This is a genomic window from Chroococcidiopsis sp. SAG 2025 (genome assembly GCF_032860985.1).
GTDB lineage: Bacteria > Cyanobacteriota > Cyanobacteriia > Cyanobacteriales > Chroococcidiopsidaceae > Chroococcidiopsis.
This window is the reverse complement of sequence record NZ_JAOCNC010000001.1, coordinates 1,072,414-1,095,773: the sequence shown is the minus strand read 5'-3', so window position 1 is coordinate 1,095,773 and position 23,360 is coordinate 1,072,414. Positions and strand designations below refer to the sequence as shown.

Below are 23,360 nucleotides of genomic sequence, written 5' to 3'. Positions count from 1 at the left end.
GAGGAGCGAGGGCAGTTAGGATAAGGACTGTAGGAGTAGCAGGGAAAAATTAGAAATATTGTATTGTTTGTTTTGCATCTTAAATTATTCCCTCACTCCTCGCTCCTCGCTCCTAATCACTCCGTTAGGCAAGGGCAGGTACGGGAACGTTGAGATGCGGATAGAGGGGGAAGCGATCGCACAATGCCGCGACTCGGCGGCGACAGTCTTGCGCTACGGTATCATCTTGAGAATGTAGCAGGCGATCGGCGATAATATTGGCAATTTCGGTAAATTCTTCCGTGCCCATGCCTCGTGTGGTCATGGCTGGAGAACCCAAACGGATACCACTTGTCACAAAAGGCGATTCTGTATCGAAGGGGACTGTATTCTTATTAGCGGTGATATTTGTTTCACCTAAAAGGCGATCGCCTTCTTTACCTGTCATGCCAATACAGCGCAAGTCAACCAGCATCAAATGATTTTCTGTACCGTTGGATACGAGTTTGAAGCCTCTGTTTTGTAATTGAGCAGCCATAGCTTTAGCATTTTCAATAACTCGAGCTGCATAAGTTTTGAATTGAGGCTGCAATGCTTCGCCAAAGGCAACTGCTTTCGCTGCGATGACGTGTTCCAAAGGTCCGCCTTGGCTACCAGGAAACACGGATTTGTCTAGTTTTTTCCCCAGTTCGGGATCGCGAGTGAGAATCAATCCACCTCTTGGTCCGCGCAAAGTTTTATGTGTGGTTGTCGTGACCACATCGCAGTAGGGAATGGGGTTAGGATGCAAGCCAGTAGCAACTAATCCAGCAATGTGAGCGATATCGGCTAATAAGTAAGCACCAACTTCATCGGCGATCGCTCTAAACTTTTCAAAGTCAATTATGCGTGGATAAGCAGAATAACCGCAAATGAGTAGCTTAGGACGATGTTGCAGCGCCAATTCCCGAATTTGGTCGTAGTCTAATTGTTCTGTCTGGGGATTCACGCCGTAATGGTGGACTTTAAACCACTTCCCAGAGAAATTAACCGGCGAACCGTGGGTTAAATGTCCGCCGTGGGATAGATCCATACCCATAATTGCGTCTCCTGGCTCTAGCAGAGTCATGAAGACGGCGAAATTAGCTTGAGCGCCGGAATGGGGTTGAACGTTGGCATGAGCTGCACCAAACAGCTGCTTGACGCGATCGATCGCTAATTGCTCGACGCGATCGATATATTCACAACCGCCGTAATAACGCTTTCCAGGTAAGCCTTCAGCATATTTATTGGTCAATACCGAACCTTGGGCGGCTAAAACAGCAGCCGAAGTAAAGTTTTCACTAGCAATTAATTCTAAGTGGTCACGCTGGCGCTGAAGTTCGCTGCTAATTAATTCAGCCACAACCGGATCGGAGGAAGCAAGTAAATCTAAGTTAGTCGAAGACACTGTGGTTAACCTTAAGCAATTTACACGACTGTACCTGTCTAGATTAATAGGAGCGATCGCGTTTTCCGAAACCACACCATCAATCAAAATTTGCAGACAGCATAACTCAACATAGATACTTTAACTCAAAGAGATAGGGGCGAGGAGCGAGGAGCGAGGAGTCAGGGAAAAAATTAGGAATGAGTCGGTAGTAAGCGGTCAGGAGGTGGAAAGAAAGTTGAGCAACCTGAGGGAGTCGGAGAGCTGTTAGCTGTGACTTGCGATCGGTAAAAATCTTCATCTTTAGCCTCTGTGGTTCAGCCTTCCTCTCATCTCTTACTCCTCGCTCCTCACCCCTATCTTTCCCTCACTCCTCGCTCCTCTCTCCGCACCCCTCATATTAAGCTCTGTATGCCTTATAACACTCTTTCTGAGTGACTAGCATAAAATTGACTTAAGGGATTATGGGATATTCTGGAGGGATCTGGATGTTAGTGATTTTGATGGAAGATCGAATCCTTGCCCCTCAGCAAGTTTGCCAAAGCTGTTTGCTTGCCGATCGTGCTGGACAGCCACGTTGGAGACAAGGACAATTACGCTGTGGTCAAGCTGTACCTAAACTCTCCCCAGGACAACCAGATCAGTACGAATGCATGATGGGCTTCCGCATTGCCAATGTTGAATGATGGTAGTGCGTTGCAAGCCGCAAGTCGCAAGTCGCAATTAACTAGTCACTGGTCATCGGTCGCTGGTCGCTGACAACTGATAACTATAAAACCTGCGCTATCCTGTGCATATGAAGAGTTAAATTCAATAAAATCTGTTAGGAGAATAAATAATGGCTTGGCGCGGGACTACTACAGTGCAAGAGCGAATTTTTGCTTGTTTGCCATATTTGCTGCCCTTGATGCATGGATTTGCATTTGGCGTTTTCTTACTGCGAGAATTTCCAGTTCTACAATATTTATTTCTACCGCTGATACCTTTATTGCAAATATACAGTAGTATACCTTTTGCTAGTCTAATTGTCTTTTTTGCTTTATATCTATTGGTAGTTAGAAATGAAAGCATCAGCCACTTTATTCGTTTCAACACCATGCAAGCAATTTTAATTGATATTGTGATATTTTTGTGTGGTTTGGTACTGCCAATTTTGGCTCCAATTCCTGGGGCTAGTTTTGCCACGCAGACTATAGCCAGTACAATTTTCCTTGGAATAGTGGCATCTGTAGCGTTTGCTGTGACTCAGTCTCTAAGAGGGAAATACGCAGAAATTCCCGCTCTCTCTGATGCAGTTCATATGCAGGTGAGATAGATATTTTGCCATCGGTCATTAGTCATTGGTCATTGGCGATCTGAGTGCAAGAGACTTATCTATTTTCTGAAAGTCGATTGCACATTTTACTGCTCTGAACAACCTTGTCGCTTTAGTCATGAAAAAATTATAAGTTTTGAATTGTCGATTCAAAATTCTCGTTGGCGTACCTTAAAATTACAGTATTTTCTAAGCGACCAATCCCTTCAATCTCAACGCGGATGCGATCGCCTGCATTCAGCGCTCCTACCCCAGGAGGAGTTCCAGTCAAGACGACATCCCCAGGTAACAGCGTCATGACTTGACTGATGTAGGACACGAGGACAGATGGAGAATAGACCATTTCTTCGATGCTGGCAGATTGTACGGGGTGTGGGTTATCGTTTAAAAATGTCTGTAGCTGGGCAGATGGATTGATTTCTCTGACGATCCAAGGACCGAGGGGGCAAAAGGTATCAAATCCCTTGGCTCGCGTCCACTGACTGTCCTGCCTTTGTAAATCTCGCGCTGTGATATCGTTGGCGATCGTGTAGCCCCAAATTTTTTTCTGTGCTTGTTCTGGCGTACAATCTGACGTGCGATCGCCAATCACTAAAGCTAATTCTCCTTCATAGTCTACCCGTCTCGACTGTTGCGGGTATTTAATTTCCGTCGCCGTGGCAATCACTGCTGAAGGTGGCTTCAGAAACAACAAAGGTTCCTTCGGTACGCTTGAACCCATTTCTGCTGCATGTTCCACGTAGTTTTTACCCACTGCTACGATTTTGGAGGGAGCGCAAGGTGCGAGGATCTGATATTCATCTGGTGTTAAGCTTTCCTGCGTAGGCTGTCCTTGTAGCCAAGGTGGCGCATCTAATAGCAGAACTTCCAAGCTAAGTTGGAGTATGCCGTAGTGGATGCGTCCCTCTAGAGATTGAACTCGAATGTAGCGTTGCGCCATAAAGTGTTATTAGATACCTGATCGTTTACTCTACCGTTTGAGCGTGAATTTTTGTGTTGATAGTTTTACAAAGCATTTTTTCGTTGGTTGTTGGTCGTTGGGAAGTGAGTCGTGAGTCGTGAGTGACTAGTGGCTGGTTGCTAGTAGCTGGACTCAATTCTGGTCACCAGCCAACAGCCACTAGCCACTGATAACTGAATGACTAACTGATGACTACTTAATAGTTTGTGCGATCGCAATGTCAATCGATTTAAGAAATACAAATTCTGCTTGTGCCTCTATTTTGGTAGAAACATGGCGACGGTTGGGACTCACTACTGCTGTCATTTGTCCTGGTTCGCGTTCTACCCCACTGACAATTGCTTTCGTGCAAGCCTCAGAAGTTGAGGCAATTTCCGTGTTAGATGAGCGTTCTGCTGCCTTTTTTGCCTTGGGAATTGCTAAACAAACGAGTAAACCTGTAATTGTCGTCGTCACCTCCGGTACGGCTGGAGTTAACTGCTATCCCGCGATCGTGGAAGCAAGGGAAAGTCGAGTGCCTTTAATAGTTCTAACAGCCGATCGACCTCCTGAACTGAGACACTGCCATTCTGGACAAACGATCGATCAGTTAAAGTTATTTGGCTCCTATCCTAACTGGCAAGCAGAATTAGCTCTACCATCTTTAGAAATCTCGACACTAAGATATTTGCGCCAAACAGCGATTTATGCGTGGGAACGGGCGCTATACCCCGTCTCCGGTGTCGTTCATCTCAATATACCTTTTCGCGATCCCCTCGCACCCATACCCGATGGCAATAATTCTGAATTTATATTTTCCCAACTAGAATTAGAAGACTTTTTTGCTGGGATCGAAACCGGTTCCCGTGCGGACGCACAGCCGATCGCCCCTACTGCTTCTGTAAGGGCGGGTTTATCAAGATTGTTTATGAGTCAAGAGATCTCTGGGTTAAACCCGCCCTTACCTATCTCTTGGCAACAGCTCGAACGCGGTATTATCATCGCTGGTATTGCCCAACCACAGGACCCGCGAGAATATTGTGGGGCGATCGCTCAACTTGCTAAAACAGTGAAATTTCCAGTTCTAGCGGAGGGGTTATCTCCAGCAAGAAACTATGCCGAACTCAATCCCTATCTCATTTCTACCTACGATTTAATTCTCCGGCAACCGCAACTAGCAGATAAACTCAAGCCTGATGTGGCGATCCAAATCGGGGAATTGCCTACAAGTAAAGAATTACGTAGTTGGCTCGATCGCACTCAACCGCAGCGTTGGATTGTCGATCCTAGCGACCAAAATCTAGACCCTCTACATGGCAAAACGACTCATTTGCGCCTTTGTGTGGAACAGTTAGCTCAAATCTATCCTACAAAGCCAAAGCTACCTAGCGACTATCTTCAGCTATGGTGCGACTTAGAGACTAAGGTGAGAGGTGTTGTAGATGGGGCGATCGCCAATCTGAATCAGCCGTTTGAAGGTAAGGTAGCTTGGATACTCTCTCAAATACTCCCCCCTGGTACGCCACTGTTTATTGCCAATAGTATGCCCGTGCGCGATGTAGAATTTTTTTGGATGCCTAGTAATTCTGGCGTGCGACCTTTTGTGAATCGAGGCGCAAATGGCATTGATGGCACTTTATCTACTGCTTTAGGAATTGCTCATCACAATCAAAGCAGTGTCATGCTAACTGGGGACCTAGCTTTATTGCACGATACTAATGGCTTTCTCATTGGCAAAAAACTTAAGGGTCATTTAACAATCGTGCTGATTAATAATAATGGTGGCGGAATTTTTGAAATGCTACCAATTTCTCAGTTCGATCCACCTTTTGAAGAGTTTTTTGCTACGCCACAAGATATTAATTTCGCTTGCCTTTGTCAGACTTATGGTGTAGAACATGAATTAATTGCGACTTGGGAAGATTTGCGACAAAAGCTAAAGTTTCTACCAGCAAGCGGAATTCGAGTTTTAGAGTTGAGAACGAACAGAAAAGCTGATGCTCGATGGCGACAAGAAAATTTAGCAAAATTTGTCAAAGGAATTTGAAGTTAGGCATCGATCGTTTGTCATTTGTTATCGGTAAATTCCCCAAATTTTTGATAGATGAAAAGAACTTCTGCTACCTTAGCGGTCTTAATTACGATCGCAACAGCGCTTCCAACTCAGGCTCAAACAACAAGAGAGCCGAAGTATTTTCGCAGTAGTTTTTATAAAAACAACCCATCAGACTGTAAGATTTTTTATCCCGTTCCAGTTGGTGCAGTCCCTAGCCGCAAAGCAAAAGATAGTACTTGCTTACCACCACCATTAGCAATTATTCCTGGGTATGGGAAAGATTATACGCGCTTAATGAAAACAGGAATTCGAGCTGGAATTAGGGGTGATTACAATACGGCTCTAATTAACTTTCGTCGCGCTCAACAAATTGAGATTTCTAAAGACCATTTGGGCTATACTAATCGCGAGGCGTTGAGGGGAATTAATGGAGCGATGGTAGCCCAAAGATATCAAACAGAACCTCATCCCGTGAAAAGACTCACGCCAAAATTTTTCTGGTACTACTGGACTGGTACGGGCGATCGCGGTAACTGGGGTAGGAACATTATCGAACATCGACGGTAAATCTTGCTATGAGGGAGCATCCTAAAAGCGCAAATTGCTCTTTCTCATCTGCTCCCTATTCCCTGCTATATTGATTTTCTAAAAATCAGCATGAAAAACTTAATAAACTTGAGAAAATCTTACCATCAATATCATTATTACAACTAACCCACTTATCCAAACCAATAGCGAACCCCAGCTCAAAGAATTTTGGTTGAATTGCTGCGATACGCCTTTTACCAGTCTATTTAAATTTGCCATATTATTTGTATACTCCGAAACTATGTATCTTACAATACTGAAACTTTTTGGTATATTTAGATCGAAATAGCAATGAAACTTAGTTAATAGAAATAAAAGTTCAAATATAACTCAGGCTTCAATCCATGATTTTAAGCTGAGGTAGTGTTACTCACTTTGAGAAAGCCTTGCTTTATAAGGGAGGAATAAGAAAGGGTGGGATGTTGCCTTAGCACTATACAAATCACAGGGGTTTTGGTACGATTGTACTAAAACTATAGAGGGTTAGAATCCTAATGAATTTCTCTAAGCTCGATCTGGGTAATCTTGTAGCTGTCGGTCATTCAGCTGGTTATTTAGGACTGTTAATCGACCGAGGAGATGAGTTTGAGTTAGTGGAAGTTCCCGCCCCGATTGAGGCTTATGAAGGTTTGCAACACGTCAATTCATTAGTTAATACTAATGCATTACCTGCTGCATCTGAACCTCTAAAAATGCTACCAGCTCAGTCTACAATGGCAACATCAATTGGTTATGACTGCAACGATCGCATTTTACAAGTTGAGTTTAGCAGTGGCAGCGTATATCAGTATGTGGATGTAGAACCGGAAACTTGGGAAGCTTTACAAGAAACCGATTCTTTAGGAAGATTTTATAACAACAAGATTAAAGGTCAATACGATTGCCAGCGAATTGACTATATTGACTACGATTACAGCGAAGAAGAATGTTGCTAGACTATATTATTTAAATTTTTCGGCGACTTTATGAGTTATTGAAAGGGAATGAAGGAAGATATAAACCGATCGACCTTTAGAAAATATCTCAACAATGGAAGTCTTAATTCGCCAGCTTCAAGAAAGCGAAATACCCGCAGCAGATCGGGTGTTCAGATTAGCTTTTGGCACTTTTATCGGATTGCCCGATCCAATAGAGTTTGGCGGCGATGCGAACTTTATCCAAAGTCGCTGGCACGCAAATCCATCAGCAGCTTTTGCAGCGATCGCAGATGGAATTATAGGATCTAATTTAGTAACTCGGTGGGGCAGTTGTGCATCTTTTGGTCCTCTAAGCGTTCATCCCGAGTGGTGGAACCAAAAGATTGCCCAGCGTCTGGTCGAACCAGTTGTAGAATGCTTCGATACATGGAACATTCAGCAGGCGGGTTTATTTACCTTTCCTAACAGTCCCAAACACCACGCACTGTATCAAAAATTTGGATTTTGGCAGCGGTTTTTAATCGTAATTATGGCTAAAACCGTGCAACAGTCTCAGTCATTGCCGCAAGCCATAAGATATTCTCAAATGGATCGAGAGCAGCGATCGAGTATTTTAAAAGAGAGTTTTGCTCTTACGGATAACATTTATCCAGGATTAGATCTGTCGCCAGAAATTATTACCGTACACACACAAAAACTGGGTGACACAGTTTTCTTTGGGGATGAGAAGGGTTTAGCAGGGTTGGCTGTTTGTCATTGCGGTGCGGGAACTGAGGCGGGTGGCGATACTTGCTATGTTAAATTTGGGGCTGTTCGTTTGGGACAGAATGTAGAGGAAAGATTCGAGCAATTATTAGATCTGTGCGAAACTTTGACCGTACAGATGAGTATGTCGCGCTTAGTCGCTGGGGTGAATACGAGTCATCATGAAGCATATCGCCGGATGATAGCGCGGGATTTTCGGACGGAGATTACTGGAGTCGCAATGCACAGACCAAATCAGTCAGGATATCATCGTCCTGATATATTTGTTTTAGATGATTGGCGGTAATAGTAATTACCAAACGGTCAAAATAGCTTTGTGTTTAAAGTTAGGTTTAATTAATGCTTTTCCATCCATGCAACACGAGTTAATATCCAACCATCTTGCTCTTGACTGCTAGCATTTCCTGCTACAGGATAGCCAAGTTGTTTAAGATATTGAACAATATCAAAAGTTTGTTGCTGACGACTGCGGTTACTGTAACTACTGATAATTAATCTTCCTCCCTGTTTCACAGTATTAAAAAGCTGCTGAATATAATCCGAATGTAACTGAGAAGGAACATATTCTAATAAGGTATGTATAAAATCATATTGAGTTGTCGATCGCCAGTATAAGGCATTAGCGATCGCAAAATTATTAGTAAAATCTGGTAGTCTCTGACGTGCAAGTTCTAATAAGCGGGACGAAATATCGATTCCATATGGAATAATCAACTGTAGTTTTTGTTCGCTTGCCCATTGCATTAAGCTTTCTAGCAATAAACCGTTGGCACAGCCTATATCTAAAAATTTCCCATTCTTGTTAACCGCCGCTAAAATTACCTCTCGTCCGCAGCGCCAGCGTTCGGGCGTGCTTCCCCAACCTGACTGTTGGTAAGGATTGCTAGATGCAAGATACCAATTTTCGGTTTTTTGCTGTTCTTCCTGAAACCAGGAAGCAAGTCCATTAGCTTCAAGCATTGCGTAAGATAATTTGAGGAGGAAATATGCCTTCTACTACTGCAAACTCGTTTTTTAGTAAAGTAAAGTTACGCCAAGTTTCATCATGAGTAAGCTGATTGTCATTACGGGGGTAAGTCGCGGTTTGGGGCTTGCCATGACGGAAGGATTCATTCAAGCCGGACAGACAGTTGTAGGTTGCGCCCGTTCTGAGACGGCTGTAGCGAAACTACGTCAACAGTATAATTCGCCGCACGATTTTGCGGTAGTAGACGTTGCCGATAACCAGCAGGTGAAAACTTGGGCAGAACAAGTACTTTCGCGTCACGGCGTGCCAGATTTACTAATTAATAATGCAGCTATAATTAATTCTCTAGCCCCACTTTGGCAAATTCCCGTTGAAGAATGCGATCGCCTCATCGATGTCAATATCAAGGGGGTGGCAAACGTTATCCGTCACTTTGTCCCCGCCATGAAGGAGAAAAATCGGGGTGTTATCGTCAACTTAAGTTCTGGTTGGGGTCGTTCCACTTCCCCAGAGGTTGCACCATACTGTGCGTCAAAATGGGCAATCGAGGGACTAACTAGGTCTTTGGCGCAGGAATTACCAGCAGGAATGGCAGCAATTCCCCTCAACCCTGGCATTATTCACACCGATATGCTGGAAATTTGTTATGGAGAAGAAGCAGCGGCTTATACTGCGATAAAAGATTGGGTCAAGCAAGCCGTACCGTTTCTACTTAAATTGAGTGCAAAGGATAATGGTATGCCGTTGACGGTTCCTATTTGATTGAAACATGCATTCGTACGGGCGGGTTTGCCAGCAATATTTGGTTGCACTCAGAGATAATTGGTAAACCCGCCCGTACAAAAGTCAAAACATTCAAGAATCGAGATTGAGATGTAACAACAGTTTGATATGAGTAAAATTTTAGATGTAGCTCTTTCGATCGAAGTTGCCGAACGGATTAAGAGTAAGGCAACTAAATGTTTTGATAACGCCTATAAAGCGGCGCTGTTAATGGAGGAATCAGTCTACGTGCAGGGCTTTTTAGTCTTTGCCAACGCGCCGTGTGAAATGGTAGAGTATGGCTGGCTCGAACTAGGCGATCGCATTGTCGATCCGACTTTTCCCCATTTAGATCGTCATGCCGAAACGCTGTACTATTTTCCCGCCCAACGCCTCACCGGATCTCAACTCAAAGCAGCGGTAGAAGAAGCAAAAGAAGACTATCCAGAAGACGATCCCTTGCCTGTCTACGGCGCTGCCCCTTACGAGTATTATGGCGATGTCATGCTAGGTGGTGCTGATTATGCCGCAGCATTCAAAGACGCTGAGGCAAAGTGCCGAGAAATCGACTTTGAGGTTAACGGTTAACCGTCAACTGTTAACCGTTAACCTTTCTTAGCCTCAATAACTATCGTTATCGTTAGCTGTCTGCATTTCTAGTAGGTGGTTGGCGTGATTGAGTCGATTGGCGATCGCCTGTCGCCAGACGAGTTCCACTTCTGGATCTGCCAATACTTCTTGTGCCAGTTGTCTGTAAACAGCACTAGTAGCAGCATTAACCTGTTCTAGCAGTCTGAGGTTGTGATAGATAGTTCTGGGTGAAATTTTTGTCATATGGTAATTGGTAATTGGTTGTTGGTCGCTGCTCCCTGCTCGTGCGCTCCCTGCTCCCTATCAATAAGGTAAATCCGTGCTACCCATGAGATAGAGGTCGCACTCGCGGGCTGCACCGCGACCCTCGTTGAATGCCCAAACGACTAAGCTTTGTCCGCGACGACAATCGCCAGCCGCGAAGACTCCAGGGATGCTGGTAGCATATTTACCATAGTCGGCTTTGATATTGCTGCGGGGGTCGCGATCGAGTCCGAGGGCATCAATTAGGGGTTGTTCGGGTCCGAGGAAACCCATCGCCAGCAAGACGAGTTGGGCGGGTATGACTCTTTCCGTACCTGGGACTTGCTGCGGCACAAACTGCCCTTTGTCGTTTTTCGTCCACTCTATTTGTACCGTGTGGACGGCTTTGACGCAGCCGTTCTCGTCGCCCTCAAATTTGGTCGCAGTGGTGATATATACGCGGGGGTCAGCGCCAAATTTAGCCGCAGCTTCCTCCTGCCCGTAATCCATTTTGTAGATTTTAGGATATTCGGGCCACGGGTTATTTGCGGCACGGGTGAGGGGTGGCTGGGGCATAATTTCCAATTGGACGATGCTGTTGCAACTGTGGCGGATTGACGTACCGACACAATCGGTTCCAGTATCGCCACCGCCAATAATTACCACATCTTTATCGGCAGCAGAGATGAAATTATCGCCTCTGCGGTTATCTAGAATTGCTTGGGTGTTGGCGGTGAGGAAATCCATTGCAAAGTAAATTCCCTTCAATTCTCTTCCTTCGATAGGTAAGTCGCGGGGTTTGGTCGCACCGACACAGAGGACTACAGCATCAAATTCTTTTAGCAGGGTTTCCGCAGAGATGTCTTTACCAATTTCGGTATTGCAAACAAATTTTACGCCTTCCTGTTCCAAAATATCGAGGCGGCGCTGGACGACTTCCCGCTTGTCGAGTTTCATGTTGGGGATACCATACATCAGCAATCCGCCAGGGCGATCGGCGCGTTCAAATACCGTGACCCAATGTCCTGCTGTATTCAGTTGTGCTGCGGCACACAATCCCGCCGGACCCGAACCGACAACAGCAACTTTTTTCCTCGTGCGCTTTTCTGGGGGGTGAGGTTCGATCCAACCTGCCTCCCAACCTTTATCAGCGATCGCATTTTCAATATTTTTGATCGTTACGGGAGGGTTATTAATTCCCAGCACGCAAGCGCCTTCGCACGGTGCGGGACAGACGCGCCCTGTAAATTCAGGAAAATTGTTGGTTTTATGCAGGCGATCGAGGGCTTCGCGCCAGAGTCCGCGATAGATCAGATCGTTCCACTCAGGAATCAAGTTATTAATCGGACAACCGCTTGCCATGCCACTGATGACCGTACCCGTGTGGCAAAACGGTACGCCACAATCCATACAACGTGCGCCTTGGGTGCGAAGTTTCTCCTCTGGCATGTGGATGTGAAACTCGTCCCAGTTGTGGATGCGATCGACTGGCGCAACTTCCGATGCCACTTCGCGGAGATATTCGATAAAGCCTGTTGGTTTGCCCATAGTTTAAAGGTGGTGCGTGGTGCGTGGTGCGTGAAAAAAGGAAGAGAGCAGAGGGAGAAAAGTCACTAGTAACTGGTCACTGGTCACTGAATTAGCTGCCACCAATGCGGGAGACATCGCGGGCGTTTTCTTCAAAGGCGGCGGTGAGGGCATCGTCACCGCTTAAGCCGGAGGCGATCGCCTGTTGTAAGGCTTGCAGTACGCGCTTGTAGTCTCTTGGCATTACCTTGACGAATTTGGCGATCGCATCTTCCCAACTGGCGAGAACTTGCTTTGCTTTCTGGCTGTGGGTATAGTCGGCGTGTTTCTGAATCATTTGCCGCACGATCGCAATTTCTTCCGGATCTTCGAGTCTTTCCAGTCCTACCATTTGCGTGTTGCAACGCGTCGCAAAGTCGCCTTCCTCGTCGAGGATGTAGGCAACACCACCACTCATTCCTGCGGCAAAGTTGCGTCCGGTAGTACCTAAGATAACGACTTTACCACCAGTCATGTATTCGCAACCGTGATCGCCTACGCCTTCCACAACGGTATTGACACCGGAGTTACGCACGCAGAAACGTTCTCCCGCCACACCGGAAATATATGCCTCGCCACTGGTTGCACCGTAGAAGGCAACATTACCGATGATGATGTTTTCTTCTGGGACAAATGTAGACTCTACAGGTGGATAAACAATAATCTTGCCTCCACTGAGTCCTTTGCCCAGGTAATCGTTGGCATCACCTTCGAGTTCTAGAGTTACGCCTTTGGGGACGAATGCACCGAAACTCTGTCCTGCACTACCTTGAAAATGTAGGTGTACGGTGTCTTCGGGCAAACCATCCCAATGACGTTTGCTGATTTCGTTTCCGAGGATCGTGCCGACGACGCGATTGATATTTTTAATCGGTAGAGTGGCTTTGATTGGTTTACCGTGTTCGATCGCCTCTTGACACACATCGAGTAACACGGTCATGTCGAGAGACTGTTCTAACCCGTGGTCTTGGGGAATTTGACAGTAACGCCCGACTTCCGCCCCAACTTGCGGTTGGTAGAGAATCTTTGACAAGTCGATGCCTTTTGCTTTCCAATGGGCGATCGCTTGTTTTGCTTCTAGTACGTCCGTGCGACCGACCATTTCATTTAGCGTGCGGAAACCGAGTTGTGCCATAATTTCCCGCACTTCCTGGGCGATGAACTTCATAAAGTTAACTGCATGTTCTGGATCGCCCGTGAAGTTTTGCCGCAGTTGTGGGTCTTGTGTCGCTACCCCCACCGGACAGGTGTTGAGGTGGCAGACGCGCATCATAATACAGCCGAGGGAAACGAGGGGTGCGGTAGAAAAACCGAATTCCTCAGCACCCAGTAAGGCAGCAACAATAACATCGCGCCCCGTCTTCATCTGTCCGTCTGTTTCGACAACGATGCGCGATCGCAGGTTATTTAACACCAAAGTTTGATGCGTCTCTGCTAACCCCAGTTCCCAAGGTAGCCCCGCGTGTTTAATTGAAGTCTGCGGCGAAGCACCCGTACCACCGTCAAAGCCAGAAATCAATACCACATCAGCGTGCGCTTTGGCAACCCCTGCGGCAATTGTTCCCACGCCAACCTCAGAGACTAACTTGACACTGACCCGCGCTTCACGGTTGGCATTCTTCAAATCGTGAATTAACTCGGCAAGGTCTTCAATCGAATAAATATCGTGGTGTGGTGGGGGCGAAATCAGTCCTACCCCTGGCGTAGAGTAACGCACTTTAGCAATCCAAGGGTAGACTTTGCGTCCTGGTAATTGTCCGCCTTCCCCTGGTTTTGCCCCCTGCGCCATCTTGATTTGCAGTTCTTTCGCTTGGGACAAATACAAGCTCGTTACGCCAAAACGACCGGAAGCAACTTGTTTAATGGCGCTATTTTTCGAGTCACCGCGATCGTTCGTCCAGGTATATCTTTCTGGATCTTCGCCACCTTCCCCAGTATTAGATTTACCACCAATCCGGTTCATGGCGATCGCCAGTGTTTCGTGCGCCTCTTTGGAAATTGAGCCATAACTCATCGCCCCTGTCTTGAAGCGTTTCATAATCGCCTCAATCGGCTCGACTTCTTCAATTGGAACTGGCTGACGTGCTTTAAATTGCAATAGTCCGCGCAGCGTAAAAAACTGCTGATTTTGCTCGTTTACCAAGGTGGCGTATTGCTTGTAACTGTCGTAATTTCCTTCACGGACGGCTTTTTGCAGCGTATGGATTGTCTGCGGACTAAATAGATGCGCTTCACCTTCTTTGCGCCATTGATATTCACCTCCAACATCCAGCGTATGTCCGTTGGTGGGACGGTCTGGGAAGGCGTGACCGTGACGTAAAATTGCTTCTTTGGCGATCGCTTCTATATCTATACCTTCAATTCGCGATGCCGTCCAAGTAAAATACTTGTCAATGACCGACTGATTTAAGCCGATGCCTTCAAAAATTTGCGCTCCACGATAGCTTTGCAGGGTTGAAATCCCAATTTTGGAGGCAACTTTAATCACACCCTTAGTTGCGGCTTTGACGTAGTTCTTACACGCAGTTTTGAAGTCAACATCGAGTAGCGAACCCTGCTGAATTAAACTTTCAATCGTCTCAAACGCCAGATAAGGATTAATTGCCCCACAGCCGTAACCGAGAAGAACGGCGTAATGGTGTACCTCACGCGGTTCTCCCGATTCTAAGACAATTCCTACCCGCGTGCGGGTTCCCGTGCGAATTAAGTGGTGATGCAAACCGGAAACTGCGAGTAATGCTGGGAGCGGGGCATTATCGCGATCCACACCGCGATCGCTCAGGATAATAATATTGACACCAGATGCGATTGCCTTGTCTGCTTGGCTGGAAATTTCATCCAGTGCTATTTCTAATCCCTTCACCCCATCTTTTGGGTTAAACAGGATGGGAATCGTCACGGAGCTGAAATTATCTTCATTGATATATTTCAGTTTTGCCAACTCTTCATTGCTGAGAATTGGCGTTTTCAATTCAATTAATCGACAGCTTTCTGGTTCTGGTTTGAGTAAATTTCGTTCCGAACCAATTGTCGTTTCTGCCGAGGTGATAATCTCTTCCCGAATCGAATCAATCGGCGGGTTTGTCACCTGAGCAAACAGCTGTTGGAAGTAATCGTAAAGCAATTTGGGACGGTCAGACAAAACAGCCAATGGCGTATCTGCACCCATAGCACCTACTGCCTCAACTCCATCCTTTGCCATTGGAGTCAACAACAGCCGCAACTCCTCAAACGTGTATCCAAATGCCATTTGGCGCTGGATGAGGGGTGAGGAATGAGGAGTGAGGAGTGAGGGGTAAGAGGCATTTTCTCCCTTGTCCCCTTCTTCCCGACTCCCGACTCCTGTACGGGCGGGTTTTGAGTGAAGGTCGTTCGCCTCATCTGTTAATCTTTCGCTAAACCCGCCCCTACGACTTCCGACTTCCGACAACGCCACCATATGCTTATCCAACCATTCCCGATACGGATGTGCGGTGACGATTTGGTGTTTGATTTCTTCGTCGGCAATAATCCGTCCTTGTGCCATATCTACCAGAAACATCCGTCCTGGTTCCAAGCGCCCTTTTGACGCTACACGTTCTGGTTCGATTGGCAATACACCCGCTTCGGATGCCATAATTACCAAGTCGTCTTTGGTGACGTAATATCGTGACGGACGCAAGCCATTTCTATCAAGTACTGCGCCGATTGTCGTCCCATCGGTAAAGGCGATTGAGGCGGGACCGTCCCACGGTTCCATTAAGCAGGAATGATATTTATAAAATGCTTTTTTCTCCTCGCTCATCGACTCGTGCGCCGTCCACGGTTCGGGGATCATCATCATCACCGCATGAGGGAGCGATCGCCCTGCCAGTGTCAGCAACTCTAGCACGTTGTCAAAGATCATCGAGTCGCTGCCGTCCATATTGATGACTGGCTTTAGCTTTTCTAAATCCTCGCCAAATAATTCTGACTCAAACAAAGATTGCCGCGCGTGCATCCAGTTGATATTACCGCGCAGGGTATTAATTTCACCATTATGAGCGATGTAGCGATAAGGATGCGATCGCTCCCAACTGGGGAATGTATTCGTACTAAAACGAGAGTGTACCAGTGCTAAGGCGCTTTCTAAATCCGGATCTTGCAACTCAGGATAATATTGCCCTACTTGCACGGGCATTAACATTCCTTTATAAACAATCGTCCGACAAGAAAGGCTAGATGGATACCAGTACGGATCTATCTGCGTGGTGCGGATCTCGTTTTGAGAACGCCTGCGGATAACGTATAGTTTGCGATCGAAATCTGTTTCAGTGGTTAAATTGTCAGCACGTTGGATGAAAACTTGCTGTACGAACGGTTCGCTAGCTTTAGCGGTGTTACCTAATGAGGAGTTATCTGTCGGTACGTCACGCCAACCGAGGACTTTTTGACCTTCCTCTGCCACAATTTTCTCAAATATCTGCCGACTCTGCTCCCTGACTGCGGTATCTGGCGCGCAATAGATGATACCAACGCCATAATGTCCTGCTTCTGGCAGGTTAATATTTTTTGCCGTTGCAACTTTTTTGAGAAATTTATGCGGAACTTGCAAGAGAATTCCAGCGCCATCGCCTGTATTAATCTCGCTACCACACGCGCCACGGTGATTGAGATTTAACAGAATTGTGAGTGCTTGTTCTACAATTTCGTGCGATTGTTTGCCCTTCATATGAACGATGAATCCTACACCGCACGCATCATGCTCGAACTGTGGATCGTAGAGTCCCTGTTTTGGTGGTAGTTGATTGCTATTCATAATTGACGATTTATCCGTGGCAATGAAAGGTCGTGATGAAATTGGCAGTCGGCAGTTGGAAGTTATTGACAGGAATATGGGGTGTAGGAAGTTTACACCTGATAGTGAAGGCGCATTCTAATTTGCATTCTCTAACGAGTAGAGATGTAAATGTTCAGCTCTTAAGGAAATTATTAGTTATCTGTTGTAGTAGGGGCGCATAGCTATGCGCCCCTACTAATTTCTGAAACACTTGTTAACGAAAAATCTCAATTCTTTAAATTTCAATTCTTTAAATTTCACGATTGCAAAACCACTTGAAATTAAATCAATTTTGGTTTTGATTTCCCTCTGAAGACAGCCTTCGCGATCGCGCGATCGCTAATTTACTAATTTAATTTTTGACTTCACAGGCAAAATCGACTCCTACAAGAAACTTATTGTATCGATTCTGACGAAAAACGCGATCGTCTCTGATATTAATTTTCGTAACTATCTCAAGGTGAAAAAACTACCCTACTCTTTATGACATGACTCAATTGCATGTCAATGTATACTGACATCTGAAAACATTTGCACGCTGCGATCGACCAATAGCTGTTTAAAGGCAGCTGTAGAGCAGATGATAGATTTTGAACTTGGTAGCGATATTGGAACAACAATGGAGTTCGAGCTATACATTTATAGTTATGGGTAGCTGTCTTGCTGGCAGAATAGGAAAAATAGTTGAATTGTGCTGTCAGCATGATTGACTTGAGACGATGAACGACGACTTGCAATTGCTGTACGTCGCGTTCGGTAAATTGTCGTTGTTGAAGCGAACCAACGTGTAGAACCCCAACCATACCTTCTTGCATTGGTAAGGGAACGCCAACGAGCGATCGCAATCCTTTCTGCCGTAAAATCGGACTGACAATCTCCTCTTCCAATAGAGTGTCAGTCACTATCGATTTCCTACTTGCAGCAATTCTACCTGCAATACCCCGACCTATAGGAATACGAATTTTTTGTGTAATTTCTTCTTCAAGTCCGACGGTAGCATATACGAGCAAATTTTCCCGATTTTCATCTGGTAGTAGGAGTGTAGCAGTGTCCACAGACATATACTCTCGCAGCCATGCCAATAGCTTTGTGAAGGCGGTTGCCATCTGTTGTCTGTTACCTACGTATTTTTCGCCCACAGCCACATTCCATCCCTTATAAGGTATGGGAAAGTTATCGTAGTCTGCCCACAAAACCATAGAACTACCCTAAATTGAAACTGAACTATAAATCTTAACTTGACAAAAACAACATTTTTTACTTGGGTTATTATACTCAGATTCAAGCATATGTTCCTATGCCAAAAGTAGTACATTTATTAGTTGAGAGTGACTGGTGACTGGTGGCTAGATGCTGCTGACGTGCGAAAGAGCGACTGGTTTGTTAGAGAATCAAGTCTGAATCTTCTCTAATCTCGTACCGCAAGCTTTACAAAACCGAGCATCAGCATCGTGCAATGCTAACCCACAAGTAGGACAATTTGTCTCTACCCGATCTGATGTTTTGACTAATTGTTTAATTAAATCGCCTAGTTGCCAAGGAATTAGGGCAATTCCAGTTAAAATCATCAGAACTGTGAGAAACCTTCCTGTTTGGGATATAGGGGTTACGTCACCAAATCCTACAGTTGTCATCGTGACAACTGAGAAATACACTGCATCCAAAAAAGTATGAAATACTTGTGGATTGATAGAATGCTCGGCTTGATAAATCAAACCTGAATAAACAAAAACGATCGCAAATAGAGTAAATAAAATTCTAGCAAATATAACGCTGTCTTCTGTGCCAATGCGACCGAATAAAGTTCTCCCTTGCAGAAAACGAACTAATTTTAAAATACGGAACCATCGCAGCAAGCGAATATAACTAAAGTTAACATCTACAATCCCTGAGAAGATCGGCAGAATTGCCATCAGATCGATAATAGAATAAACACTGAAAACATATTGCAGTCTGTTTTCCGCGCACCAAAGCCGCAACAAGTATTCTAAAGTAAAAATGAAAATAATCAGCGTATCAAAAAAATCGAGTAGGCTGCGAATTGCAGGAGGAATTTGATATGTATCGGCAACAAAAATAGCAGAAGATAGTAGGACTAGACCTGTAATAATTAAAGTAGTTGTCCGACCTGCGGGCGTTTCAATATCTTCTAAATAAAATCCTACACGCTGTTTGAGTAACATGACACAGATGACACCTGAAGATTTTATGCGATTAGCTTTGGCAGAAGCAAAACAGGGCGATTCTCCTTACGGTGCTGTAATTGTCAAAGATAACGAAGTCGTAGCTAAAGGGTATAACACGGTTAAGCGAGATTGCGATCCTTCTGCTCATGCAGAAATGAATGTCATTCGTAGTTTAACAGCTAAAATTAAAACTCCGTCTTTAGAAGGATATACTATATACGCTACAGGTGAACCTTGTCCGATGTGTGCGAGTGTTTGCGTATGGGCAGGTGTATCAGAAATTATAATTGGGGCTTCAATCGAAGATTTGATCTCGGTGAACCAATCGCAGATCGATCTATCGTGTGAGGAGATAATTGCTAAATCTTTTAGAAAGATTAGAGTGACAAAAGGCTTATTACGAGAGGAGTGTGTGGATTTATTTAAATAGAAAAGTATTCGCAAAAATTGCAGCTTGAGTGCGATCGCGCAGATTCAATCGATTTAAAATATTCGTAACGTGATTTTTGACCGTTCCTTCAGAAATAAATAGTTTCTGAGCAATTTCACGATTATTTGCCCCCGCTGCAATTAATTGTAAAATTTCTAATTCTCTAGGCGTGAGTTCTTGCAGTACTGGTGGAGGGGGAGGTTTTGGTACAGACAGAGGAGATACCAGGAGTTTTTTAACAATTCCCGGTCCCAATTGCGTATATCCTTTATGTACGGCATGAATTGCTATGGCTAATTCCTCTGAAGGTGTATCTTTGAGTAAATACCCCATAGCTCCGTGAGCGATCGCTGCTTGTACGTATTCGTCATCGTCAAAAGTCGTTAAAACTAAAACTTTTATCTGCGGAAGTTTTTGCAAAATTTCTCGCGTTGCCGCAACGCCATCCATCAACGGCATCCGAATATCCATTAATATGACATCTGGATGTAATTCTTGAGCTAATTGAAGTGCAAGTCGTCCATTTTCTGCTTCACCAACGACTGTTAATTCAGGATCTAATTCCAATAATGCTTTCAATCCTTGGCGAATTAAGCTTTGATCGTCTACCACTAAGATTTGGATCATTTGAATTAGAAAGATAGTAGGGAGACAAGGGAGAAGTTGTAAGTTGTAAGTCGTCAGTCGTCAGTCAAAAACCAGAGTACCGCTTGCCACTTCTTCTCACTCACTACTCATAACCCTCTTCTCCCTCACTCCTCACTCCTCGCTCCTCGCTCCTTACTACATTCTAAGTTTGTTCATTGGTAATTTGACATTGGCGTAACAACTCTGATAATTCTTCTGTAAAAATCTTGGAGTAGGGAAGTTGACTTAACATAGAAATTTCCTCGGCGCAGGCTGTTTGAATAATTGCTAAACAGCGATCGCGCTGCGCGCCAGGTGTGAGATTCTTGAGAATATTAATCGCGATATTCAGTTTCGGTACAGTACTAGACAAATTTTGCTGTAATTGCTGCAAGACTTCATCTTTTGTTTCAATATATTGTTGCAGCTCTTGCACTCTTTGTTTCAGTGCTTCTGCTCGTTGATATTCTGCTTGGTATTGTTGTGCTATTGCTTGCTGTTTTGCAAGCCGAGTGGTAACTGCTCCTAACAATTCTTCCCTAGTAAAAGGTTTAGTTAAATAATCATCTGCTCCTAACTCCATACCTTGACGGACATTTGCTTTATCAGCCATTGCCGTGAGAAAAACAAAAGGAATTGTAGCTGTTGTTGCTTCTTCACGTAGAGCAGCGAGTACCTCATAACCGTCAATTTCTGGCATCATGACATCGCAAATAATTAAGTCTGGTAAATACTGCTGCGCCCATAGCGCTCCCATCAAACCATTTTCCGAACTAGCAACGTCAAAGTCTTCTGACTCTAGTAGTTCTACGAGATTATTTCTAACATCTGGTTCGTCTTCAATTACAAGAATTTTAGCCATGTTTTTGTACCTATACCTGCTTGTTTAAAGGAAGTACTACAGTGAAAATCGTGCCTAAGCCAACTGAACTTTCAACTGCAATTTTGCCATCGTGTAAATCGATTGATTTTTTCACGATTGCTAAGCCGAGTTCCGTACCAGAGATAGTTCCAACGTTGCTAGCACGGTGAAAACTACTAAAAATTTCTGCTTGCTCTGCTAATGGAATACCGATTCCTCGATCTTGAATGCGAAAAATAACTGTTTCACCCTCGTTAATTAAGTCAAAGTTAACTGGACTATTCGTAGGAGAATACTTAACAGCATTGGAAAGGAGGTTGATAAAAATATGACGGAGCAATTTTTCATCCATCATTCCAGTCACCCGCTCGTTTGCGTGACACTGAAAAATAATTTTGCGATCGCTGGCTGTTAGTTGGATTTCTTCTACAATTTCATGACAAAATTGTTTGAGATCGATGAATAGTGGTTTAAATTCTAATTTACCTGCTTCCGCTTTACCAATTAAAAGTACGTCATTTAATAATTGAGTCATATGTTTTATAGATGTTTGAATTCTTTGTAAATGATTGAGTTTTCGATCTTCACTCCATTTATGACTGTAGTGTTCGAGCAATTCTGAAGAAGATAAAATAGTTGCTAGAGGCGTACGAAATTCATGGGAAGCCATCGTCACAAACCGCGATTTTAGTTCTCCTAGTTCTTTCTCTTTAACTAAGGCAAGACGAATTTCTGCTTCCGTTCGCTTGCGATCGGTAATATCGCGAACGATTGCCATGACTTCATTTTCAGCACTGACAGCAATGCGTAATTCGTAATCTCTGAATTCATGATTTACAATCAGCTGACATTCTAAAATTTGCACTTCGGTAGTCAATAAAGTTTTTTGTATACAACTATCGACTGCTTGAGCGATTTCGTGAGGAAATACTTCAGATAAATGTTTACCTAAAAATTCATGTGCTGGTAGATGCAGGCGAGCGCCTTTTGCGGCTTTGAAGTTGACAAAAATTCCCGAACGATTGATGCGAAACATCAAATCTGGTATCGCATTGAGTAAAGCTCGATTTGTCGCCATACTGGAACGTAGGGCATCTTCAGCACGTTTGCGTTCGGTAATATCGGTAGAGATACCACAAATCGCATAAGGTTCACCGCGTTCGTTATAGAGAGGAAACTTAATGGAAAGATAGGTATGTAAACCGTCATCCTCATGCGGTAACAGTTCTTCCCAATTGATCGGAGATTTAGCAGCTATAACTTTTCGATCGTTTTGCTGTAAGACAGCAGCAATTTCTGGAGGAAAAATGTCGTAGTCAGTTTTTCCTTTTACCCCAGCGCGATCGGGATAGAATAGAAGGCTAAACCAGACATTGACGAGTAAATATTTTCCATCTAAATCTTTGATATAAATTAGTGCTGTGGAATTATCTAAAATTGCTTGCAGCCATGCTTGACTTTGATATAGTGCTGCTTCTGCTTGTTGGCGTTGTAACAAAGTACCTAGCTGGACAGCAATAGTTGCGACCAACTCGATCAAATGGGTATTTTCTGCGCAAGATGCAAACATGAAAAATACCAACACCGCTAGGACGCGATCGCCACTATCAACAATTGGCATACCCAACGCTGTTTTAAATCCAACTTGCTCTGCAATGGATTTGCGTAAAAATACGATTTCTGGTTCCTGCGAAATGTGCAACCACTCAGGACGTTTTGACACCCAAACACGCCCAGGTAAACCGACATTGGCAGCAAATTTGTATCGTTCGCTGCTGCGGCGAAATAGCTCTAAGTCTGAGTCTGCACTGTACCAAGCAGGGCTATATGTTAAATTTTGCTCGTCAGAGCTAGGAACCCATGCTTCGCCAAACTGCCAACCAGTAAACTGACAGATTTTTTCCAGAGCGATCGCTAATGCAGAGTGAAAATCGTGAGATTCATTAATAAACTGGGTAATGCCATGCAAAAATCGAACTTCTGCCTCTGCCCGCTGGTGTGCTGCAACTTGAAGCTGTAATTGTTCGTTGATTTGTTTCAGTTGACTAATAGTTGCACTCAGGGATTCAGGGGTTGGCTCTTGATTCATGACTCCTTGCCCAATTGCTAACAAAAGATGATGGAAATGGATGCAGTTTCGCGATCGTTGTTGTTAGCAATAATGTTGACGAGCCAAAAAAGTTTGTGAAATTCCGACTATATTGATTTGATGCATGAAAATTGCAACCTAGATCGATATAGTTATCATTCCCAATACCACATGAGAACTAACATAAAAAGCAAGAAGATTGAAATTTTATTTATGTCTTATGTTGATGTCTGAAGCTAGGAATAGCGAATTGACAAACGTTAAAAAGTAT

General features: G+C 44.4%; 20 protein-coding genes. 9 read left to right on the top strand and 11 right to left on the bottom strand.

What is annotated here, in order from left to right; translation table 11 throughout:
• Nucleotides 1-124 precede the first annotated feature (124 nt).
• A complete protein-coding gene (gene glyA, locus N4J56_RS05270; protein ID WP_317105496.1) occupies nucleotides 125-1,408 on the bottom strand; it encodes a serine hydroxymethyltransferase in 1,284 nt (427 codons plus the stop codon).
• Nucleotides 1,409-1,875: 467 nt separating this feature from the next.
• Here glyA and N4J56_RS05265 point away from each other — a divergent pair, with 467 nt between their 5' ends.
• Complete coding sequence (locus tag N4J56_RS05265) at nucleotides 1,876-2,073, top strand: hypothetical protein (protein ID WP_015155083.1); 198 nt, start codon at nucleotides 1,876-1,878, stop codon at nucleotides 2,071-2,073.
• Nucleotides 2,074-2,225: 152 nt separating this feature from the next.
• Nucleotides 2,226-2,702, top strand: coding sequence for a Tic20 family protein (locus tag N4J56_RS05260; RefSeq protein ID WP_039716164.1), 477 nt, complete (start codon nucleotides 2,226-2,228; stop codon nucleotides 2,700-2,702).
• Nucleotides 2,703-2,829: 127 nt separating this feature from the next.
• On the opposite strand, the gene N4J56_RS05255 is transcribed toward N4J56_RS05260, so the two are convergent.
• A complete protein-coding gene (locus tag N4J56_RS05255; RefSeq protein ID WP_317105494.1) occupies nucleotides 2,830-3,642 on the bottom strand; it encodes a fumarylacetoacetate hydrolase family protein in 813 nt (270 codons plus the stop codon).
• Between the two features lie 238 nt (nucleotides 3,643-3,880).
• Between N4J56_RS05255 and menD the strand changes: the two genes are divergently transcribed.
• The 4 genes from menD (at nucleotide 3,881) to N4J56_RS05235 (ending at nucleotide 8,254) form a co-directional block, all read left to right on the top strand.
• Complete coding sequence (gene menD / locus N4J56_RS05250) at nucleotides 3,881-5,689, top strand: 2-succinyl-5-enolpyruvyl-6-hydroxy-3-cyclohexene-1-carboxylic-acid synthase (RefSeq protein ID WP_317105493.1); 1,809 nt, start codon at nucleotides 3,881-3,883, stop codon at nucleotides 5,687-5,689.
• 57 nt (nucleotides 5,690-5,746) lie between these two features.
• A complete protein-coding gene (locus tag N4J56_RS05245; RefSeq protein ID WP_317105492.1) occupies nucleotides 5,747-6,265 on the top strand; it encodes a hypothetical protein in 519 nt (172 codons plus the stop codon).
• 515 nt (nucleotides 6,266-6,780) lie between these two features.
• Nucleotides 6,781-7,221 carry a KTSC domain-containing protein gene (locus N4J56_RS05240; RefSeq protein WP_317105491.1) on the top strand — a complete coding sequence of 147 codons (441 nt, stop codon included), beginning with the start codon at nucleotides 6,781-6,783 and terminating at the stop codon, nucleotides 7,219-7,221.
• A 94-nt stretch (nucleotides 7,222-7,315) separates the two neighbouring features.
• A complete protein-coding gene (locus tag N4J56_RS05235; protein ID WP_317105490.1) occupies nucleotides 7,316-8,254 on the top strand; it encodes a GNAT family N-acetyltransferase in 939 nt (312 codons plus the stop codon).
• Between the two features lie 50 nt (nucleotides 8,255-8,304).
• Here N4J56_RS05235 and N4J56_RS05230 read toward each other — a convergent pair whose 3' ends face one another.
• Nucleotides 8,305-8,928 carry a class I SAM-dependent methyltransferase gene (locus N4J56_RS05230; protein ID WP_317105489.1) on the bottom strand — a complete coding sequence of 208 codons (624 nt, stop codon included), beginning with the start codon at nucleotides 8,926-8,928 and terminating at the stop codon, nucleotides 8,305-8,307.
• 85 nt (nucleotides 8,929-9,013) lie between these two features.
• Here N4J56_RS05230 and N4J56_RS05225 point away from each other — a divergent pair, with 85 nt between their 5' ends.
• Together N4J56_RS05225 and N4J56_RS05220 are read left to right on the top strand one after the other, a co-directional pair.
• Entirely contained in the window at nucleotides 9,014-9,697 is a 684-nt protein-coding gene (locus N4J56_RS05225) for an SDR family oxidoreductase (RefSeq protein ID WP_317105488.1), read from the top strand.
• A 129-nt stretch (nucleotides 9,698-9,826) separates the two neighbouring features.
• Nucleotides 9,827-10,285 carry a hypothetical protein gene (locus tag N4J56_RS05220; RefSeq protein ID WP_317105487.1) on the top strand — a complete coding sequence of 153 codons (459 nt, stop codon included), beginning with the start codon at nucleotides 9,827-9,829 and terminating at the stop codon, nucleotides 10,283-10,285.
• A gap of 33 nt (nucleotides 10,286-10,318) precedes the next feature.
• Here N4J56_RS05220 and N4J56_RS05215 read toward each other — a convergent pair whose 3' ends face one another.
• The 5 genes from N4J56_RS05215 to N4J56_RS05195 form a co-directional block, all read right to left on the bottom strand.
• Complete coding sequence (locus N4J56_RS05215) at nucleotides 10,319-10,531, bottom strand: hypothetical protein (RefSeq protein ID WP_317105486.1); 213 nt, start codon at nucleotides 10,529-10,531, stop codon at nucleotides 10,319-10,321.
• A 60-nt stretch (nucleotides 10,532-10,591) separates the two neighbouring features.
• Entirely contained in the window at nucleotides 10,592-12,079 is a 1,488-nt protein-coding gene (gene gltD, locus N4J56_RS05210; RefSeq protein WP_317105485.1) for a glutamate synthase small subunit, read from the bottom strand.
• 91 nt (nucleotides 12,080-12,170) lie between these two features.
• Nucleotides 12,171-16,874 (bottom strand): glutamate synthase large subunit, encoded by a 4,704-nt coding sequence (gene gltB / locus N4J56_RS05205; RefSeq protein ID WP_317105484.1) that lies wholly within the window; start codon nucleotides 16,872-16,874, stop codon nucleotides 12,171-12,173.
• A 476-nt stretch (nucleotides 16,875-17,350) separates the two neighbouring features.
• Entirely contained in the window at nucleotides 17,351-18,094 is a 744-nt protein-coding gene (locus N4J56_RS05200) for a GAF domain-containing protein (protein ID WP_317105483.1), read from the bottom strand.
• A gap of 192 nt (nucleotides 18,095-18,286) precedes the next feature.
• A complete protein-coding gene (locus N4J56_RS05195) occupies nucleotides 18,287-19,078 on the bottom strand; it encodes an ion transporter (RefSeq protein WP_317105482.1) in 792 nt (263 codons plus the stop codon).
• Nucleotides 19,079-19,085: 7 nt separating this feature from the next.
• Here N4J56_RS05195 and N4J56_RS05190 point away from each other — a divergent pair, with 7 nt between their 5' ends.
• Nucleotides 19,086-19,511, top strand: coding sequence for a nucleoside deaminase (locus N4J56_RS05190; RefSeq protein WP_410500424.1), 426 nt, complete (start codon nucleotides 19,086-19,088; stop codon nucleotides 19,509-19,511).
• On the opposite strand, the gene N4J56_RS05185 is transcribed toward N4J56_RS05190, so the two are convergent.
• The 3 genes from N4J56_RS05185 to N4J56_RS05175 all read right to left on the bottom strand — a co-directional run bounded on the left by N4J56_RS05185 (nucleotide 19,500) and on the right by N4J56_RS05175 (nucleotide 23,089).
• A complete protein-coding gene (locus tag N4J56_RS05185; protein ID WP_317105480.1) occupies nucleotides 19,500-20,138 on the bottom strand; it encodes a response regulator transcription factor in 639 nt (212 codons plus the stop codon). The two genes, N4J56_RS05190 and N4J56_RS05185, sit on opposite strands and share 12 nt — an antisense overlap.
• A gap of 163 nt (nucleotides 20,139-20,301) precedes the next feature.
• The gene (locus tag N4J56_RS05180) at nucleotides 20,302-21,000 is read right to left on the bottom strand and encodes a response regulator (protein ID WP_317105479.1); all 699 of its coding nucleotides are present in this window, start codon (nucleotides 20,998-21,000) and stop codon (nucleotides 20,302-20,304) included.
• 10 nt (nucleotides 21,001-21,010) lie between these two features.
• Nucleotides 21,011-23,089, bottom strand: a complete 2,079-nt coding sequence (locus N4J56_RS05175; protein WP_317105478.1) for a PAS domain-containing protein — start codon at nucleotides 23,087-23,089, stop codon at nucleotides 21,011-21,013.
• Nucleotides 23,090-23,360 lie beyond the last annotated feature (271 nt).